Here is a 19,303-nt window from a genome sequence, read left to right as displayed (position 1 = left end):
ATTGCCCTATTTTTTAAAAAATTACATTTTAATTAGTATTTTTTTCAAAAAATGAAAAAATAATAGGGGTTTTCTACAGGGCCTAAAAAATTAAGAAAGCAGATTTAACTCTTTTACTAGGCAATGAAGAACATGTCTTTAACCAGAAGCAAAATATAAATTAATTAATGTTCATAGTATTAATATGGAAAATAAGATTAAAAAAAGAATAAGTGTAGACCTATTAATGATTGTTGCAATTATGTTGGAATTTATTAGTCTTCCAATTTTAATACATGAACTGGTGGGTATAGGATTATTATTTTTGATATTAGCACATTTAAAACTAAATGAAAAGTATTTTAAAGCAATAACCAAGGGAAAATATACCCTCAAAAGAACAATAAATCTCATTATAAACATAGGATTACTGATTTCACTATTAATAACTATCCTTACAGGAATTTTTATCAGCCAAAAATCATTAAAAAACATAAAAATTGGAAATAATAAAATGTCAGATATCCATAAGTCCTCTTCAATAATCAGTCTAATCTTTTTGGTATTACATTTACTGATTACTCATAAAAAATTAATCCGAGGACTGAAAAAATTACATTGATTTTATCTCCTTTAACTCCATTAACGCTAGATGTTAAAAAGTTTTTAAATTCTCCATAACTTTCTATTTTTTCAATTTGGACATTATCATTTGCAAATAAATTTAAACTTTAAAATATGACAAAAGCAAAATTATTAGTTAAAGCTAAAGAGCAAGCGGAAAATCAACATTAATAAATCTATTAACAAAGTTCCATGAAATTGATTCCGGAGAAATACTGGTGGATGGAAAGAATATAAACATGATGCCCCAAAAGAATATCATGGATTCATGTACCATCATTCCGAGAATAATCAATTGTATAATGCAAGTGTCGAAGACAACATTGTTTATTTAACAGATAATATTAGTCATGAAGATATAGTTAAAGCAGCAAAAGAAGGGGGAAGTCATGAATTCATAATGAAACTACCAGAACAGCATGATACAATAATATCTGATGAAAATAACCATCTCAATCAGGGAGAACGTTAATTAATTCTTTTGACAAGAGCATATGTTAAAGAATCCTGGATATTAATAATAGATAATGTCCCATCAAACATAGACCGGATAACTAAACAAAAAGTCTATTAAAGTTTAAGAAAACTTATGGAAAATAAGAAACCATAATACTAACTGATGAAATTCAGTGTGATATGATAGTATAATCCAATATAGGATAATAGTAATTATCTTTTTTTTTCAATAATTAAGGGAATACAATCTTGTTGACATTTTTCTTAATATCAACTTACAGCAAAGACTATCTCAAAAAGAATATGACCCTTAAATAAAGTGGGGCTTTGTATCTAACTAATGAACTTATATGAGTTTTTTGCATGATTTTCTTCAAATATATGTATTTGATAATTCAATATCATGAAAATATATTTTCCTGATAAATTATTTCCAACTAAAAATTTTAATAGTATATTAATCATATATTTAATTATGAATAACTATATTCTATATTGTTATACTTATAAATAATTAAAAGGTGAAGTTATGGGAATAGTCGTGGCTAAATTCGGAGGTACCTCAGTAGGTATGGGCGAAAGAATTCATAAAGCAGCAAACTCTGTTGTTAATGAATACATGAAAGGAAATAAAGTTGTAGTGGTTGTATCAGCAATCAACAAAACTACCGATGAATCAATAAAACTAGTTAAAGAGTCTATTGGCGATAGTGTTACTGAAAAACAATTGGCCGGTATTTTATCAATGGGTGAAATGCAAAGTGTAAGAATACTGTCTGCAACAATAGAATCACTCGGAGTAAAATCAGAGTATATCGATCCATTTAGTGAAAAATGGCCAGTAATTACTGACAGTAATTATTTGGAAGCTAAAATCGATAAGGATGAAACCAAAAAACGAGTACAGGAACATATCATGCCACTTCTTGATCAAGGTGTTATACCGGTAATATGCGGATTCTTGGGAAGAGATTCACATAACTGTGTAACCACACTTGGAAGAGGGGGTAGTGATGTTTCAGCATTTTTAATAGGGCATTGTTTAAATGCTGATGAAGTAATAATAGTTACCGACGTTAAAGGGGTAATGTCAACAGACCCTAGAAAATTGAATACAGCTCGTAAATTGGATAAGATTACCGTTGAAGAAATGATTGACTTGGCTAATTATGGAGCACAGGTATTGCATCCTAATGCACTAAGATATAAAGATCCTGATATAAAGGCTAAGATAATAAGTTTTGAATATGGTGATTTACGCGTAAAAGGAACTGATATTATTGGACCGGCAAATCCTGATGATAATGTGGTAACAATATCCATGTTGCCTGATAAACTATCTGTTATTGCAGTGGTTGGCGAAAACTTAATGTCAAAGAAGGGAATCATTGCGGATATCACCTCAAAGGTATCCGATAATGATATAAGTTTATATGGCATTTCAACAGGTGAAAGTTCAATAACATTATTCTTTAAAAAAGAAGATGCTGATAAAGCCCATGAAGTGTTACATGACTTGGTAATTCAAGGGGATGAATTAAGTTCTTTATCTTTAGGTCAAGAAATAGCAATGATTTCAGTTGTTAGCCACGAATTTATAGACACACCTGGTATAATTGCTAATATTACCAATCCATTACATGATAATGATATAAATATAGTTGAAGTCTCATCAAGCCAAACTGCTGTTGTAGTATTTGTTGAATGGGATGATGGTGAAAAAGCATATGAATTAATTAAGGAGACGTTACAATGAATTTAAATGGAACACATGTTGCAATGATTACACCATTTGATAAAGATGGAAATATTGATGAAGAAAAATATCGAAATTTAATTGATTTCTTAATTGAAAATAATGTTGATGGAGTAGTAGCAGCAGGTACAACTGGAGAATCAGCTACAATAACACATGAAGAACAACAAAAGGTCATTGACATAATGATTGACCAAGTTAACGGTCGTGTAACAACAATAGCAGGAGCCGGAAGCAATGCAACTGTTGAAGCACAAAACCTTGTAAAATATGCAGAGGATGCCGGAGCAGATGCAGCATTGGTTATCACTCCATACTACAATAAACCTCAACAAAGCGGATTATATGATCATTTCAAGTTATTGAATGATTCCCATAACATACCAATAGTCGCATATAATGTTCCTTCAAGAACAGGTGTGGATTTGGCAGTAGATACAATCGTTGATGTAGCTAAGTTGGATAATATAGTAGCAATCAAAGAGGCAAATCCTGATTTGAATAAATTAGCATCATTATTCAATCAATTAAATAATAATGATTTAAATGATTTTATAGTATTGTCAGGTAATGATTCATTAACATTACCTATGATAGCTCAGGGAGCTCGAGGGGTAATAAGTGTAGCGGCTAATGTTCTTCCTGATAAAATGTCCCAGATGGTTAATTTTGCATTGGAAGGAGAATATGAAAAATCACGTGAACTGTCAAATTATCTGTTTGAACTGATGGATGTCCTATTCATAGAAGCTAGTCCTGCACCTACAAAAAGAGCGTTAAACTTGATGGGTATGGATGTTGGCGGATTAAGAATGCCAATTAATCCTATCAGTGATAAAAACGATGAAATATTACAGAAAGTTCTCAAAAAATATGAATTAATATAGGGATGTGAAATAATGATTAAAGTAGCAGTTACAGGCTGTGTCGGAAATATGGGTTCAAGAATTATAAGAACCATCACCGAGCAAGAAAATATGAAAGTAGTACTTGGTATAGAAATGCCTAACAGCCCATTAGCAGGTGAAGATTTGGGTGAACAAATCGGTATTGGAACAATGAACGTTCCAATAATAGCATCAAATGATTTAAAAGAAACATTACTTGAAATAAAACCTGATGTATTGGTGGATTTCACAATCGCATCTGCAGCAGTAGAAACAGTTAAAATTTGTGCAGAATGCGGAGTAAATGTAGTGGTTGGTACAACCGGACTAACTGATGAACAGTTGGATGTAATTCACACGGCAATAAAAGACAATGATATAAAAGCGGTCATATCACCTAACATGGCTACTGGTGTAAATGTATTCTTTGAAATTGTAGGTCAAGTAGCTAAGATATTGGGACATGAATATGATGTTGAAATTATAGAAGCTCATCATCATCATAAAAAGGATGCACCATCCGGAACAGCAGTAAGGGCCGCTCAAATAGTAGCAGAAAACCTTGACTTGGATTTAAAAGAAAAGGCTTGTTACGGCAGAGAAGGTATGGTAGGAGAAAGAGGCGAAAATGAAATAGGTATTCATGCTGTTCGTGGTGGGGACATTGTCGGTGATCATACAGTAATGTTCTGTGGTGACGGTGAAAGAATAGAAGTTATTCACAGGGCATCAACCAGACAGGCATTTGTCAATGGAGTAATAAGAGCAATAAATTATCAACACGACAAACAAGATAAAAACATTGCAGATATGTTTGACGTATTAGGTTTATAAATGGTGATTAGTTATGGTAAGAAATGTATGTGTACTCGGTGCTACCGGTATGGTAGGACAAAGATTTATCCAACTGTTAAGTCAGATTCCGGATTTTAACATTGTTGACATAGCAGCTAGTGAAAAATCAGCTGGAAAAAGATATGCTGATGCAGTAAATTGGCATCAAACAACACCTATTCCGGATGAAATAAAGGATATGAAAATAGTAAATACCGATCCGAATGAAGTTAGTGATGATGTGGACTTTGTATTCGCATCCCTTCCGGCAGGACTTGCCGAACCTGTTGAAGCAGCATTTGCAGAAAAGTTCATAGTTGCAAGTAATGCAAGTGTTAACCGTATGAAAGAAAACATTCCACTGGTCATACCTGAAGTTAACCCGGAACATTTAGAGATGATGGAAACACAAAAGGATGTAAACGGATGGGAAGGATGCATAGTTACAAATCCAAACTGTTCAACAATAGCTTTAACATTAACACTCAAACCTTTATTTGACAAATACACTTTTAGAAGAGTATCAGTAACCACTATGCAGGCAGTCAGTGGAGCAGGTTATAACGGTGTTCCATCCATGGGAATTTTAGATAATATAATTCCATACATCGGTGGTGAAGAGGAAAAAATGCAATCAGAGACATTACACTTGCTTGGAAAGGTAAATGGTGGACTTGTAGATAAGGCAAATTTCCCATTAAGTGCTTCATGTAATCGTGTTGGAGTAGTAGATGGACACACCGAAAGTGTAGCTATTGAATTTGAAGAAGATGACATAACAGTAGATGACATTAAGTCCACAATGAATGATTTTGTTGGTTTGCCTCAGAAGGAAAAATTATCTTTTGCACCTGAAAAACCGGTTATTGTTCGTGAAGAAGAGGATAGACCACAACCTCGTATGGATCGTGACTCAGGTCATGGTATGAGTGTTAGTGTAGGACGTGTCCGTGAAGACGTATTTGAAAACAGTTTCAAATATACTTTGGTAGGACATAATACTATTCGTGGGGCTGCAGGAGCTTCCATACTGAATGCTCAACTAATCTCAAAATTATATCTATAACCTCTTTTTTTCCTTTTTTAAAAGAGTGATTTGATGAATTCATTTTTATTGTCATTGGATAGTCAAATTTATCAATTCATAAATTTGTCTTATCATAATCCTTTTTTAGATAATTTATCATTACTGATTTGTTATTTGGGTGTTATAACTACAATACTTATAATAGCAATTTTAATAGCCTATTTTGATAAAAAGAAGGGAAAAAGAGTAGCATCATTATTAATTATTGGAGTAATACTGTCGGTCTGTCTAACTTTTTTATTTAAGTATACGGTACTCAGACCAAGACCTTATACATTAATAGATAATGCGATATTGTTGGCCGTGGAGTTGGATCCTTCGTTTCCATCAGGTCACACGGTAAATTCTACTGTATTGGCGTATACATTAACGAAAGAATATAATAAGAAAATTTTCATGTTAATTCCATTATTTGTGGGATTATCTAGAATTTATATAGGAGTACATTATCCATCAGATATAATATGTGGATTTATATTGGGAATTTTTATTGTAATATTATCTGAAAAAATATTTGATAAAATATTATTTGAAAAAATTAGAAAAACTTTAAAAGATTAAATTTTATATATATAAATAGTGATCACTATGGCGTTTTTAAAGGATGTTGAATCAGAAGATTTAAGAGAACTAGTAAAATCTTGTTTTAAGGAAATAAACAGTCTTAAAGAACAACTTGAAGAAGAAAACAAAGACATTAGATCCGATAAAGCTGTCAAAAATGTTCTGATACAAAATGAAAATCAAAATACTAATTTACATGCAAAAATTGATGAACTAAATGACAAAATAAACAAACAAGAGACTAAACTTAGAGAAAAAGATTTACAATTACAGGAAAAAGATACAAAAATCAAAGAAAAAGATTTGGAAATTAAAGAAATTAAAACACTGGCAAATACCAGTAATGTTAACTCAGAAGAAACTCAAAAATTAATCGATGAATACAAAGAGGAAGTCATTCAATTAAGAGCTAAGGTTAAAACTCAGGATAATGAGCTTAATGAACTTAAAACAGCAAATGAAGAGTTCAAATCCTCTATAAAAGAAGGCATTGATGATGAAAACAGAGAGTTAAAATTGGAAATCGAAAGATTAAAAGAAGAAAACAATGCATTTAAGGCAGGTTCTTCAGATACTCAGGTTACCCAATTAAAAGCTGTAATTGACAGACAAACTGAGGAATTAAAACAAATCCCTGATCTAAAAAATCAGTTGACTAGGGAAATCGGTGAAAAAGATCAAGAGATTAAGAAGTGTAATGAAGAAATCAATTCCCTAAAAGAACAAATTACACAGCAGGAATCTTTAGATGAATATAAAGAAAAACTTCAGGATGCTGAAAATCAATTGGAGGAAGCTAAAGGTCAGGTATCTGAACTTAACACTAATAATACTCATTTGAAGGAAGAATTGGATATTTTATCTCAAAAATTATTGTCTACTGGAACTGAAGATGAAATTAACGAACTCAGTAAAGAGGTTGCAGACTTAAAAGAAGAAAATGAGCAATTAAATGAGAAAATTTCACAAATGGAACAGGAAAATAGTGAATTAAAAACCAATAAAGAGGTAGTATCAACTTCTGATGATGTTACATTTAATTCATTATTGGAGGACTTTAGTAAAAAATCTGAAGAGTTAGTAAAAATTAAATCTGAATATCAATTATTGTTAGATTCTTCTAAAATCAATGAATATAAATTAAAAGAATTAGAAAATGAAAACGCCAAATTAAAAGATTCTTTAGTGGATGGTGAAGGATCTTCAGATAACAATGAAGAATTAATCAATGAAAACGAAACTCTAAAACAAGATTTAATAGCTAAAGATGAAGAATTAGCAGAAGTTAAAGATCAATTAGAATCCTTACAGGAAAATAGTACAAGTAGTGATGATGAGGAAGATAATTCATTACAGGAAGAATTAAATACTCTCACAGAAAACTATGATTCATTACAGGAAGAATATGATAAACTTCTCAAAGAAAACAACGATATTTCAGAAGAATTGTCATTACAAAAAGAAGAAAACAACAAACAGAAGGTATCATTAAATTCATTAACTTCTGACAATAACATATTTGAAGATAAGATTTCCGAATTAGAAAATGTAATAGATTCAAAAGATGAAGAAATTGCTGACTTAAAAGTACAATTGGATTCAGTTAACTTCGAATCATCAAACAGTGATGCTGATGCAGATGATTTGAAAAATGAACTTAAAGATACTAAAAAACAATTATATGATAAGGATGCGGAGTTTGACAAATTAAAACTCGAATATAATCAACTTAAAAAATCTACAAAAATTCAGATAGATGACTTGAATGAGGGATTATTGGAATTTACCAATAATAACGAGAAGTTAACTAAGGAAAATGATTATCTCAACAGTACATTAAGTGAAACAAATACCAAATTAAGCAAATTAGAACAAGAAAACGATTCACTTAAAAATGAAATCAAAGAGATGGATTCCGATTATGAAAAATTAAGACAGGACTGTCTTGATATTAAACAGGATAGTGCTGAAAAAATCAATACACTTAAAAAAGATGTTCAAGAAAAAGCTGATAAGCTGTCCTCATTACCACAAAAACTTGAATTAAAGGATATTGAAATTTCCCAATTAAATAAGCTGTTGAAATCTCGTGAAGAGGAATCCTTATCTAAAACAGATGAAATTAAGGATTTAAGAAATAATTTACAGGTATCTCAAGAAAAAATCAAACAACTAGAGGATAATCTGTCTGAAAATTCATCATTTGTTGATGATAAACTCAAATCCAAGGATGATGAAATATTCAAACTTAAGGAAAATGCAAGCAATGTCCAAAAGGTTAATGAACAGGAGATTGAAAGATTAACTTCACTGCTTAACCAGAGAAAATACAAGATTGAAGAATTGACGGAAAATATTGAATCATTGAATAGTGAAATGAATAATCTTAAGGCGGATTATAAAAATCAAATGGATCAATATGATGAATTACAGGAAATTGCTCAATCCAAAGAGGATACCATAATCAAGAAAGATGAATTGATCGAGGATAAGGATACTCAAATAGAAAGATTTGAAAACAAACTCCGATTAAAAGATGATGATATTGAAGAATTGAATAATTCAATAGCTGAAAAAGATGATACAATTGAGTCATTAAAATCAGAACTGTATGAATCCAATTCAAAACTTAAAGATTTGGATGAATATAAAAATAAATTAAGTAAACAGGATGTTTTACTTAATGAAACAACAGTTGAATTGGAATCTAAAGAGAAAGAATTGGAAGAAAAGTCAAAAGCTGCTAATTTAAGCAAGGTTCGTGTAGAAGAACTGAAAGAACTTCTCGAACGTAAAAATCAGGATATTGATAATCATAAAAAGTTGCTTGATGATAAGAATGAACAATTGGAGCAACTTAAGAATCTTCAGCCACGTATCCGTGACTTGGAATTAGAAAAAGCCGATCAAAAAACTGAATATGAAAAAGAGATTAATTCTCTCAAAGCCGATATCCAAAAAGCCGAAGAAGATCTTGAAAAAACAAACAAGGAAATGGAGAATTTAGGTGAGATAATAGAGGATAAGGATATTCAGGTTGAAAATGCATTGAAATATAAGGATTTATTCTTGGCTATGCTTAACAAACCTAGACCTGGATTAACCAGTTTCCAATCTCAGATATTTGAATTGTTGCCTGATGCTAAGACGGCAAGTGAACTTTATGACTACTTGATTGAGTTAGGATTTACGGAACTTGAAAAAGAGAATTTCGCTAAGACCCTCAAGGCTCTTGAAAAACGTGGATATTATCAACGTGCAAGAGAAGGAGACCGTATTATTTGGGTAAAAATTAAAGAATAATCTTTTATTCTTAATTTAACTTTTTTTATATTCTTATTTTTGTTAAATAACTTCTTATTTTTAATTCTTAAATTTAATTTAATTACTTTCATCTTTTTCTGTATTTAATACACTAAAATAACCACAAAGTATTTATATAAGATTAAACCCATTAATGAATATAGACTGATTATAAAATGATATTAATGAAAAATAATTCAAACTAAAAAATATTTATGAAAAGATAAAAAATCTTTTCTATTATTAAAATACGATAAAATTATAGAGGTAATATATATGGCACAACAACAACAACCATTAATCATCTTACCTGAAGGAACAACAAGAGCTTTAGGAAGAGATGCACAAAGAAATAACATATTAGCTGGAAAAGTATTAGCAGAAACCGTTAGAACCACACTAGGTCCAAAAGGTATGGATAAAATGCTTGTAGACGGACTTGGAGATGTAGTAGTTACAAACGACGGTGTAACCATATTAAAAGAAATGGACATTGAACACCCAGCAGCTAAAATGTTAGTTGAAGTAGCAAAAACCCAAGAAGATGAAGTTGGAGACGGAACAACAACAGCAGTTATCATCGCTGGTGAATTACTCAAAAGATCAGAAGAATTATTAGATCAAGACATCCACCCAACAATCATCGCATTAGGTTATAGACAAGCTGCAGAAAAAGCACAAGAAATCTTAGAAGGATTATCCATAGACATATCCGATAAAGATACATTAATGAAAGTAGCAATGACTGCTATGACAGGTAAAGGTTCAGAAAAAGCAAGAGAACCATTAGCAGAACTCATCGTTGGAGCTGTACAACAAGTAGTAGAAGATGGAAAAGTAGACACCGAACAAATAAAAATTGAATCTAAAGACGGAGCTTCAATCGAAGAATCAAAATTAGTATCAGGTGTAATCATCGACAAAGAAAAAGTACACCCAGGTATGCCTAACACTATCGAAGATGCTAAAATCGCATTAGTAAACAGTGCAATAGAAGTTAAAGAAACAGAAGTAGATGCAGAAATAAGAATTACCGACCCAGCACAAATGCAAGCATTCATTGAACAAGAAGAAAAAATGATCAAAGAAATGATTGACAAACTTGTAGATGCAGGTGCAAACGTATTATTCTGTCAAAAAGGTATTGATGACTTAGCACAACACTACCTCTCAAAAGCTGGCATAATCGCAGCAAGAAGGGTTAAAAAATCAGACATGGAAAAATTAGCAAAAGCAACCGATGGTAAAATCGTCACAAACATCGAAGACTTAACTGAAGCAGACCTTGGAGATGCTGGATCAGTAAAACAAGAAAAAGTATCCGGTGACGACATGATCTTTGTACAAGAATGTAAAGATCCAAAAGCAGTAACATTATTACTCAGAGGTTCAACCAGCCACGTAGTAGATGAAATTGAAAGAGCAGTAGAAGATGCAATAGGAGTAGTAGCTTCAACCGTAGAAGATGGAAAAGTTGTTGTTGGTGGAGGAGCACCTGAAATAGCTATTGCAAAAGGATTAAAAGACTACGCTGAAACCATAAGTGGAAGAGAACAATTAGCTGTATCCGCATTTGCACAAGCATTAGAAATTGTTCCAAAAACACTCGCAGAAAACGCTGGACTTGACAGTATCGATTCATTAGTAGACCTCAGAGCTGCACACGAAGATTCAATATACATGGGATTAAACGTATTTGAAGGTGGAGTAGCTGACATGAAAGAAGCTGGAGTAATCGAACCACAAAGAGTTAAAAAACAAGCTATTCAATCAGCAGCAGAAGCAGCTGAAATGATTTTAAGAATTGACGATGTTATTTCTTCATCCAGCCAAGGTGACGTAGCAGCAGCTGCAGCAGCTGGTGGAGATATGGGCGGAATGCCTCCAATGTAAGTATGAGTTAAACTCATCTTCATTATCTTTTTTACACATTTTAAATTACTTACAATAAATTTTAGTTATTTAAAAATAAGGAAATCCCTCAAAGGGGATTATTATTTTCTTTTTTTTATTATTTTTAATCTTCATTCATTAATTATTTTTCAAGAGTAAAAATTATATCTTATTTTCAATAGAAATATATTATACTAATTAGTTTAGGGATTATTTATGGATAAAATATTAGATTTTAATGAATTATTTTTTGGTGATTTGGAAGAGTATAAAAAGTTAATAATAGGCCTTCTCGAATCTTTAAAAGTAGTTTCAGCTACAACTTTATGGAGTATAACCGAAGACACTCCAAAAGGGCTTTCAACAATTGTAACTATGGATATAATGGAGATAATATTGGATTCCATGGAAAGGATATCTGAAAATTTATACACCAATAAATTAATTGCACATGAATTTCCAATTTTTGTCGAAACAAAGGAAATGATTGAAATACTACTCACTGATCCAATATTTGATTCGGATGAATATCTCAATTTCGCTATCACATTGTTTTCAGATTTTTTCACATTGTTGGAGGTTAAGTTGCTATTGTTTGACGGATGTAATTTGGAAATAGAAGCTCCCCAACATGTACTTGATGAATACGATAAGGAATTAGACAAGTATTTCATTAAGTTTGATGAACATAAGGATTACTTCATTAAATTACACGAGTAATTTATAAAAATTTTTTTTTAAATGAAAAAAAGGATTTAAGGGTGGTGACAAGAAAGATTAACTATAAATCTCTTGATAATACATGAACTGCAACTGTTCCTCCGGTACCACCTACATTATGGGTTACACCGATTTCAGCATCTGATACTTGTCTTTTATCCGCATCTTGACGTAGTTGTAATGTAACTTCGGTTGCTTGTGCTATACCTGTTGCTCCAAGAGGATGACCTCTGGCTTTAAGTCCACCAGATGGGTTTACAGATACTGTTGAATTTAAATCTATTTCTCCATCTTCGATTGCTTGTCCACCTTTTCCTTTTTCAAAGAATCCTAAGTCTTCAATAGCTAACAATCCATTTATACTAAAACAGTCATGAACTTCTGCTACTTGCACATCTTTTGGTGTTATTCCTGCAATGTCGTATGCTTTACGTGAAGCAAGTACTGTTGATTCAAGGGTTGTTAAACTTTTTCTGTTGTGTAAGGCTATAGTATCTGATGCCTGAGTTGATGCTTTAACGTATACTGGAGTATCCGTGTATTTTTTAGCATCTTCTGCCGGACATACTATAACGGCTGATGCACCATCTGATACAGGTGAACAATCCAGTATGTTTAATGGGGAAGCTACTTTTGTAGAGTTTAATACAGCATCTACAGATATTTCTCTTTGGAATTGTGCTTTTGGATTTAATGCCCCATTTTTATGGCCTACTACTGCAAATCCTGCTATTTGTTCACGTGTGGTACCATATTCATACATGTGTCTTCTTGCCATCATGGCATATAATGATGGGAAGGTTACTCCTTGTTGGGCTTCCCATTCCTGGTCTGAAGCTGCTGCAATTGCTGGTGTAGCGTCTACAACATCAGTCATTTTTTCTACTCCGGCAGCCATAACACGATCATAGTATCCTGAAGCTACTGCCATTATCGCTTGTCTTAGAGCTAATCCACCTGATGCACATGCAGCTTCAACTCTTGTGGATGGTATTGGTGCCAATCCTGAATGTTCTGCAATCAGTGCACTAATATGTTCCTGTCCTACGAATAATCCTCCGGACATGTTTCCGATGTACATTGCATCTATGTCTTCTCCGGCCATGTTAGCATCATTTATTGCACCTACTCCTGCTTCAACTACTAAATCTCTAAATGATTTGTCCCATAGTTCTCCAAATTTTGTTTGGAATGCTCCTACTATTGCAACGTCTCTCATTATTACTCCTCCTAGATTTTAATCCATTTTAATTTTTCCTTTGAATTTTGCATAGGTTGCGTAATCCACATATGTAAGGTTATTCTGAAGTTCTTCGATAGTTTTGGCTTTGGATTGTACTTCTTTGATTCTTTTATTTACTTTGATTGTAAATGCATCACTACCTGCACCTGAACCATAGGATACTGCGAATATTTTGTCTCCTGGTTCTGCTATATCAAGTACTGATGATAGTCCCAGTGGTGTTGCTCCAGAGTATGTGTTTCCTATAAATGGTGTTAATAATCCTTGTTTGTATTGTTCTTCAGTAAAACCTAATTTTCTAGCAGCTCTGATGTAAAATTTACCATTTGGCTGGTGGAATACTGCGTAATCATAGTCTTCAGCTGTAGTACCGGTTTTATCGAGCATTCTTTGTGCTGCACCGAGTACATGTTTGAAGTATGCTGGTTCTCCAGTGAATCTTCCTCCGTGTGATGGGTATGCTTGACCTTCTCTTCTATAGAAATCAGGTGTATCTGTTGTGAAACTGCATGTTTCTTCAATATCTGCTATGGTGTTTTTTTCTCCGATTATGTATGCTGCTCCTCCGGCTGATGCGGTATATTCAAGTGCATCTCCTGGTGCTCCTTGTGATGTATCTGCTCCTATTGCTAACCCGTATTCTATGGTTCCTGATTTTACTAAACCGTATGCTGCTTGAATACCTGCAGTTCCTGCTTTACATGCGAATTCTAAATCTGCTGCTGTTAAATCAGGTGATGCTCTGATTGCATCTGCTACTATTGTAGCTGTTGGTTTAACTGCATATGGGTGTGATTCTGAACCTACATAAATTGCTCCAATTTTTTGTGGGTCAATTTCTGCTCTTTTAAGTGCTCGTCTCGCGGCTTCTACTGAAATTGTCACAGTATCTTCATCCGGACCTGGCACTGATTTTTCATTAATAACTAATCCTTTTGAAATAGCTTTAGGATCATCTCCCCAAACTTTAGCTATTTCTTCTACTTTTATTCTGTAAGAAGGAATATGAGCTCCATATCCAACAATTCCTGTCATTTTATCACCCTTATGTTTTAAAAATGATTTTTCTTATCTGTTTTTACAGATATTGTCATGTTATCAATAATTAAATTATTTTTTTTAAAGATTATTTTTTTAAACAATCTATATTATTTAATTCTTAGTCTATTCAAATTAATATATTTAGCTATTATTTTTCAGATTTTTTTAGTCGAATTTTTTTCTATATGTTAGTTTGTAGGATATATGTCTTGAAATATTCTACCATGGCAAATTTATAGTATATGTTAAATATTCCAAATAATATATTATTAATTAATAAAAATAATATTTAATATTTATCTGGATGTTTCTATTTCGGATAATGTTTAATGTTACATTATAATGAAATATTTGATGGTGATAAAATGTATAACGATTCGGGAGGTTCTTCTGATCCTAAGAGATTATTAATCATTTTGTTGGTTGCACTGATTCTGGTTATTGGAGGAACTATTCTGCTAAATGGAGGAACTTCTACAGAGATTGAAAATAATACTACAGAGGATGTTGTTGAAAACGAGACGGCTACGGCTAATGTCAGTACTGTAAACTCTACCCTTTTAGGTAACACTAGTTGGGGTACCGTCACTAAGATGGGGCCTTATGGTAACACTTCCTCGGATACTAAAATTGCATTTGTTGTAGGTGTCAATCAAAAGGATTTATCTAACAATTCCATCATCCCAAGTATGGAAAGTCAAAATGAATTAAAATATTCATATGACATATACATGGTCAATGCTTCAAATGATGAAGTAAATAATAACAATGTGAATACTTCAAGTAATATGTCAGTAAATGATAAGTCTCAGCTATTAGCTAAAGAATTTGCTACCCCAGATATCATTAACAAGAAGTATGATTGTTGTGTAGATATCCATAGTACAAATGATTCAAATTCATATGTATTTGTGGCTTCGGATAATACAGTCACCTCTAAAAATTTAATCGATCAAATAGCCAATACGACAAGTGTTGGTATATATACGCCGGAGACAGCTACCTATACTGAATCAGTATCACTGCCTATACTTGAAAGCAATATTCCTTCAATTGTGTATGTTACTGATGAATTCTTCTCAAATGGTGTATCTAATGAGGTTAATGAAATAATATCGGCTATCGATAATTTCGCATTCAATGTTCAGGATAATTCCGACAGCAATCCACAATCATCAAATGCGGTATCGAATAATTCATCATCTACAAATGATTCAACTGTCAATAACGAATCTAACATAACCAATCCAACAATACCTGGTAATGGTAACGTCAGTGAAGTGGATTAAACTATTTTTTTCTTTTTTTATTTTTTGCACGATATTTTTCATATTTATTTTTTATTAATTTTTTAGGAAAATATACATAACATTTATATGTACATATGAACAAATTATCATATATCGAAGTGATTAAAATGGATAACCAAAAAGATATTTTCAATGTTGGGGAAGACGTTTGCAGTATAAATTTAGTACATGAAAAATCAGTAAAAAATGCAAAAAAAGCATTGCTTACGGAAGATGTTTATACTGACTTATCTGATACATTCAGAATCTTTGGAAATCCAACTCGATTGAAAATAATGTCATTATTGGCAGTAGAGGATTTATGTGTATGTGATATCTCAGAAGCACTTTCAATGAGTCAATCTGCGGTATCCCATCAATTAAGAACATTACGTGGACAAAACTTAGTAAAATTCAAAAAAGAAGGAAAACAAGCAAGATATTCATTATCTGACAGACATGTTGTAGAAATTCTTAAAATTGGGATTGAACATGTTTTAGAATAAGATAAACAGTATAATCAGTGATAAAATGGTAGAAGATAATAATAATTTAAATGAATGTTATGATTCCGAGTGTGACATGAAAAAATGTTTCAACCCGGATCATTATAATTTCATATGTCTGGATCCATCTTGTCAAGATAAGCATTGTGAAAATCATAAACACTACAATAAACAATTACTCACGGAGTATCAGGAACACGCAGATTTTTCACAATTCGATCATAGACAAGAAATTGACTATGATAAGGATGTAGACATTAAAATATGTAGCTGTGCGGATTGTACAGATGAAAAAGAAGAATCATGTGAAGATGAATCATGTGAATGTCATTCTCATGAACATAAGGGGGATAATGGTGAGGATTCCTGCGAGTGTCATGAGGAGCATCATCATGGACATCATCATTCACATGAAGGACATCATCATTCACATGAAGGACATCATCATTCACATGAAGAGGATTCCTGTGGTTGTCATGATGAAAGCTGCTCAAGTCACAATCATGATGATGTGGATATAAAAATATGTAGTTGTGATGATTGTACAGATGACGATGAAGGGGAAGAAGATGTAATAGCAGAAGGAAAACCACTTCTGGCAAATAGATCAGTTCAAATAATAGTATCAAGTGGAATCCTATTTGTATTAGGTCATATCCTTGAACACTTCAATGTATACAACGGATTAGCAGCAGAAATAGTATTCATGGTAGGTGCCGTAATAGCAGGTTATGAAATAGCGATAATGGCATATAAATCATTGTTTAAAAGACACACAATCAGTCCCGCATTATTAATGTGTATTGCATGTGTATCATCATTTTTAATAGGACATCCCGAAGAGGGTGCGGCCGTTACATTCTTATACTATATAGCAGAATTCTTGGAGGATTACGCAGAACAGAGAGCAAAACGTTCAATCAAATCACTAGTGGAAATAGCTCCAGAAACTGCCCAAATAAAAGTAGGGGATAATGTAGAAACATTCAATGTTGATGATGTTGAAGTTGGACAAGTGGCAATAGTTAAACCGGGGGATAAAATCCCATTGGATGGAAAAGTCATAAAAGGTTCCTCATCAGTAAATCAGGCATCTATTACAGGTGAAAGTGTTCCTGTACTGAAAAATATCGGTGATAAGGTATTTTCGGGTACTGTAAATGAGGACGGATATCTGGAAATAGAAGTAAGTCAAAATTCAAAAAACAGTGTAATCTCAAAGATTGTGACATTGGTAAAAAGTTCACAGTTAAACCGTTCACATACTGAAACATACGTGGAAAAAATAGCCAAATATTATACTCCACTGATAATAATAATCACGGCTTGTGTGGCATTTATCCCACCATTGTTTGGACAAAACCTTGTGGAATGGGTATATAGGGCATTATCTATCATGGTAATATCATGTCCGTGTGCATTCCTTATATCAACGCCTATAGGTATGGTGTCCTCAATTACCTCTGCTACAAGACAGGGTGTACTTATCAAAGGTAGTACCCATGTCGAAGAGATGCGTAACATCAAAGCAGTAATATTTGATAAAACAGGTACCCTTACCGAAGGTAAATTGGAAATGGCAGATCTAAATGTATTGGACGATAATTATTCCCAGGATGAAGTCTTAAGAATTGCAGCATCTTTGGAATCAAACTCTAGCCATCCGATAGCCAAAGCAATAGTAAACAAGGCCAATGAATCAGGCATTGATCTGATTGAAGTCAGTAATTTCAAAAATGTTCCCGGAAAAGGAATAACTGCTGTAATTGATGATATGGAGTATTTCGCCGCAAATGAATCCCTAATTGGGGAAAATACATCTAATATTAGTTATGCTGATGTAAAACGTTATTCTGAAAATGGAAAAACAGTAATATTCGTGGGAAATAAAGATGGCGTAATTGGATTAATAACTGTTGTAGATAAGTTAAGGGATGAAGCTGCAGGAGTTATGAAAAGCTTAAATGACCATGGAGTAACCACTATAATGTTGACTGGGGATAATAAGGTATCCGCAAATGCAGTTGCACAGAAAGTGGGAGTGCAATATGTATTCTCTGACTTAATGCCTGAAGATAAGTTAAACATTCTCGATACCATCCGAAACAAATTCGGTGATACCGCAATGGTGGGTGATGGTATAAATGATGCACCGGCACTTGCAAGGGCAAATGTTGGAATAGCAATGGGGGCGGTTGGTTCTGATGTGGCTATTGAAACAGCCGATATTGCATTGATGCAGGATGACTTGTCCAAATTACCATATCTGTTTAAATTAAGTACCAAGACTATGGATATTATCCGACAAAATATCATAACTTCAATAGTTGTTAAAGTACTCTTTGTAATACTGGCAATACTTGGTTTAATCACTTTAATGATGTCTGTAGGTATAGGAGATATGGGATTAACGTTAGCGGTAATTTTAAATTCATTTAGAATTGCCCGGGTTAAAAATCCTATTTTTTAAACTCCCTTTTTTTAACTTATTTTTTCAACAATAATTTTTTGATTCATATCTTCTTATTAATTGTTATCGTTTTTTAATTAATTTTCATATTATTTTTCAATGATAAAGCGTTAACGTTGCATCATTTTTTCAATAAAAATGGCATATTTTTTACAATAGCTTTAAATAATATTATAATCATTATATATTATTGATGGAGGTGAAAATATGACTGAGTTACCACTTGCTACTGTAGGAAGACTATTAAAAAATGCTGGTGCTACCAGAATAAGTGATGATGCTAAAGTGGAATTGGCAAATGTTCTTGAAGAAATTGGTATGGACATCGCTGCAGATGCTGTTAAATTAGCAAAACACGCTGGTAGAAAAACAGTTAAAGCATCCGATATAGCATTAGCCCGTAAAAATTAAAATGGTTTTTAATTTTAATTTTTTTAAATTTTATTTTTTTGGATGAAACTCCCTGATTAAATTTTAAAAATGGATTAACTTATGCACTGAATTCTTTTTTTCTCTTTGAATTAATTATGTCAATCATATGTACCCAAAAACATATGTTAATATATAATATGAAATACATAACTTCCTGTTTTTAACTATTCTTTAATCAAACTATTTTTTAATTGAACCTCAAATCCATAAAGTATATAT

General features: G+C 32.5%; 17 protein-coding genes. 15 read left to right on the top strand and 2 right to left on the bottom strand.

What is annotated here, in order from left to right:
- Positions 1–184 precede the first annotated feature (184 nt).
- The 11 genes from AW729_RS06675 (at position 185) to AW729_RS06630 (ending at position 12,103) form a co-directional block, all read left to right on the top strand.
- Entirely contained in the window at positions 185–601 is a 417-nt protein-coding gene (locus AW729_RS06675; protein ID WP_112124374.1) for a DUF4405 domain-containing protein, read from the top strand.
- A gap of 172 nt (positions 602–773) precedes the next feature.
- Entirely contained in the window at positions 774–938 is a 165-nt protein-coding gene (locus AW729_RS11770) for a hypothetical protein (RefSeq protein WP_112124373.1), read from the top strand.
- Entirely contained in the window at positions 899–1,075 is a 177-nt protein-coding gene (locus tag AW729_RS11275) for a hypothetical protein (RefSeq protein WP_162685828.1), read from the top strand. The genes AW729_RS11770 and AW729_RS11275 overlap by 40 nt, the downstream gene beginning before the upstream one ends.
- 513 nt (positions 1,076–1,588) lie before the next feature.
- The gene (locus AW729_RS06665) at positions 1,589–2,815 is read left to right on the top strand and encodes an aspartate kinase (protein ID WP_112124372.1); all 1,227 of its coding nucleotides are present in this window, start codon (positions 1,589–1,591) and stop codon (positions 2,813–2,815) included.
- Positions 2,812–3,702 (top strand): 4-hydroxy-tetrahydrodipicolinate synthase, encoded by an 891-nt coding sequence (dapA, locus tag AW729_RS06660; protein ID WP_112124371.1) that lies wholly within the window; start codon positions 2,812–2,814, stop codon positions 3,700–3,702. Before AW729_RS06665 ends, dapA begins: the two co-directional genes overlap by 4 nt.
- Positions 3,703–3,714: 12 nt before the next feature.
- Positions 3,715–4,536 (top strand): 4-hydroxy-tetrahydrodipicolinate reductase, encoded by an 822-nt coding sequence (gene dapB / locus AW729_RS06655; RefSeq protein WP_112124370.1) that lies wholly within the window; start codon positions 3,715–3,717, stop codon positions 4,534–4,536.
- 13 nt (positions 4,537–4,549) lie between these two features.
- Positions 4,550–5,602 (top strand): aspartate-semialdehyde dehydrogenase, encoded by a 1,053-nt coding sequence (gene asd, locus AW729_RS06650; RefSeq protein ID WP_112124369.1) that lies wholly within the window; start codon positions 4,550–4,552, stop codon positions 5,600–5,602.
- 33 nt (positions 5,603–5,635) lie between these two features.
- Entirely contained in the window at positions 5,636–6,184 is a 549-nt protein-coding gene (locus tag AW729_RS06645; protein WP_112124368.1) for a phosphatase PAP2 family protein, read from the top strand.
- Between the two features lie 27 nt (positions 6,185–6,211).
- Positions 6,212–9,490: a hypothetical protein gene (locus AW729_RS06640; protein WP_112124367.1), complete on the top strand. Its 3,279-nt coding sequence runs from the start codon at positions 6,212–6,214 to the stop codon at positions 9,488–9,490.
- A 276-nt stretch (positions 9,491–9,766) separates the two neighbouring features.
- Positions 9,767–11,383, top strand: coding sequence for a thermosome subunit alpha (thsA, locus tag AW729_RS06635; protein ID WP_112124366.1), 1,617 nt, complete (start codon positions 9,767–9,769; stop codon positions 11,381–11,383).
- Between the two features lie 216 nt (positions 11,384–11,599).
- Entirely contained in the window at positions 11,600–12,103 is a 504-nt protein-coding gene (locus tag AW729_RS06630; RefSeq protein WP_112124365.1) for a hypothetical protein, read from the top strand.
- Between the two features lie 61 nt (positions 12,104–12,164).
- Here AW729_RS06630 and AW729_RS06625 read toward each other — a convergent pair whose 3' ends face one another.
- Together AW729_RS06625 and AW729_RS06620 are read right to left on the bottom strand one after the other, a co-directional pair.
- Positions 12,165–13,322: a thiolase domain-containing protein gene (locus tag AW729_RS06625; RefSeq protein WP_112124364.1), complete on the bottom strand. Its 1,158-nt coding sequence runs from the start codon at positions 13,320–13,322 to the stop codon at positions 12,165–12,167.
- 18 nt (positions 13,323–13,340) lie between these two features.
- Positions 13,341–14,381: a hydroxymethylglutaryl-CoA synthase gene (locus tag AW729_RS06620; RefSeq protein ID WP_112124363.1), complete on the bottom strand. Its 1,041-nt coding sequence runs from the start codon at positions 14,379–14,381 to the stop codon at positions 13,341–13,343.
- 371 nt (positions 14,382–14,752) lie between these two features.
- Between AW729_RS06620 and AW729_RS06615 the strand changes: the two genes are divergently transcribed.
- The 4 genes from AW729_RS06615 (at position 14,753) to AW729_RS06600 (ending at position 19,063) form a co-directional block, all read left to right on the top strand.
- Positions 14,753–15,676, top strand: coding sequence for a hypothetical protein (locus AW729_RS06615; protein ID WP_162685827.1), 924 nt, complete (start codon positions 14,753–14,755; stop codon positions 15,674–15,676).
- A gap of 128 nt (positions 15,677–15,804) precedes the next feature.
- On the top strand, positions 15,805–16,182 hold the full coding sequence (locus AW729_RS06610) for a metalloregulator ArsR/SmtB family transcription factor (RefSeq protein WP_236951209.1): 378 nt from the start codon (positions 15,805–15,807) through the stop codon (positions 16,180–16,182).
- A 25-nt stretch (positions 16,183–16,207) separates the two neighbouring features.
- Entirely contained in the window at positions 16,208–18,652 is a 2,445-nt protein-coding gene (locus AW729_RS06605; RefSeq protein ID WP_112124361.1) for a cation-translocating P-type ATPase, read from the top strand.
- A 207-nt stretch (positions 18,653–18,859) separates the two neighbouring features.
- Positions 18,860–19,063: a histone family protein gene (locus tag AW729_RS06600; protein ID WP_112124360.1), complete on the top strand. Its 204-nt coding sequence runs from the start codon at positions 18,860–18,862 to the stop codon at positions 19,061–19,063.
- Positions 19,064–19,303: the final 240 nt, after the last annotated feature.

The sequence above is a fragment of the Methanosphaera sp. BMS genome, assembly GCF_003268005.1.
In the GTDB taxonomy this organism is placed as follows: domain Archaea; phylum Methanobacteriota; class Methanobacteria; order Methanobacteriales; family Methanobacteriaceae; genus Methanosphaera.
Note: the sequence above shows the minus strand (reverse complement) of the source record. Positions and strands in the feature narration are given on the sequence as shown.

Bases quoted from the DNA above. Each gene is read 5' to 3' on its own strand.
- AW729_RS06675 (WP_112124374.1), top strand. From the start codon at position 185: ATGGAAAATAAGATTAAAAAAAGAATAAGTGTAGACCTATTAATGATT.
- AW729_RS06665 (WP_112124372.1), top strand. From the start codon at position 1,589: ATGGGAATAGTCGTGGCTAAATTCGGAGGTACCTCAGTAGGTATGGGC.
- dapA (WP_112124371.1), top strand. From the start codon at position 2,812: ATGAATTTAAATGGAACACATGTTGCAATGATTACACCATTTGATAAA.
- dapB (WP_112124370.1), top strand. From the start codon at position 3,715: ATGATTAAAGTAGCAGTTACAGGCTGTGTCGGAAATATGGGTTCAAGA.
- asd (WP_112124369.1), top strand. From the start codon at position 4,550: ATGGTAAGAAATGTATGTGTACTCGGTGCTACCGGTATGGTAGGACAA.
- AW729_RS06645 (WP_112124368.1), top strand. From the start codon at position 5,636: ATGAATTCATTTTTATTGTCATTGGATAGTCAAATTTATCAATTCATA.
- AW729_RS06640 (WP_112124367.1), top strand. From the start codon at position 6,212: ATGGCGTTTTTAAAGGATGTTGAATCAGAAGATTTAAGAGAACTAGTA.
- thsA (WP_112124366.1), top strand. From the start codon at position 9,767: ATGGCACAACAACAACAACCATTAATCATCTTACCTGAAGGAACAACA.
- AW729_RS06630 (WP_112124365.1), top strand. From the start codon at position 11,600: ATGGATAAAATATTAGATTTTAATGAATTATTTTTTGGTGATTTGGAA.
- AW729_RS06625 (WP_112124364.1), bottom strand. From the start codon at position 13,322: ATGAGAGACGTTGCAATAGTAGGAGCATTCCAAACAAAATTTGGAGAA.
- AW729_RS06620 (WP_112124363.1), bottom strand. From the start codon at position 14,381: ATGACAGGAATTGTTGGATATGGAGCTCATATTCCTTCTTACAGAATA.
- AW729_RS06615 (WP_162685827.1), top strand. From the start codon at position 14,753: ATGTATAACGATTCGGGAGGTTCTTCTGATCCTAAGAGATTATTAATC.
- AW729_RS06610 (WP_236951209.1), top strand. From the start codon at position 15,805: ATGGATAACCAAAAAGATATTTTCAATGTTGGGGAAGACGTTTGCAGT.
- AW729_RS06605 (WP_112124361.1), top strand. From the start codon at position 16,208: ATGGTAGAAGATAATAATAATTTAAATGAATGTTATGATTCCGAGTGT.
- AW729_RS06600 (WP_112124360.1), top strand. From the start codon at position 18,860: ATGACTGAGTTACCACTTGCTACTGTAGGAAGACTATTAAAAAATGCT.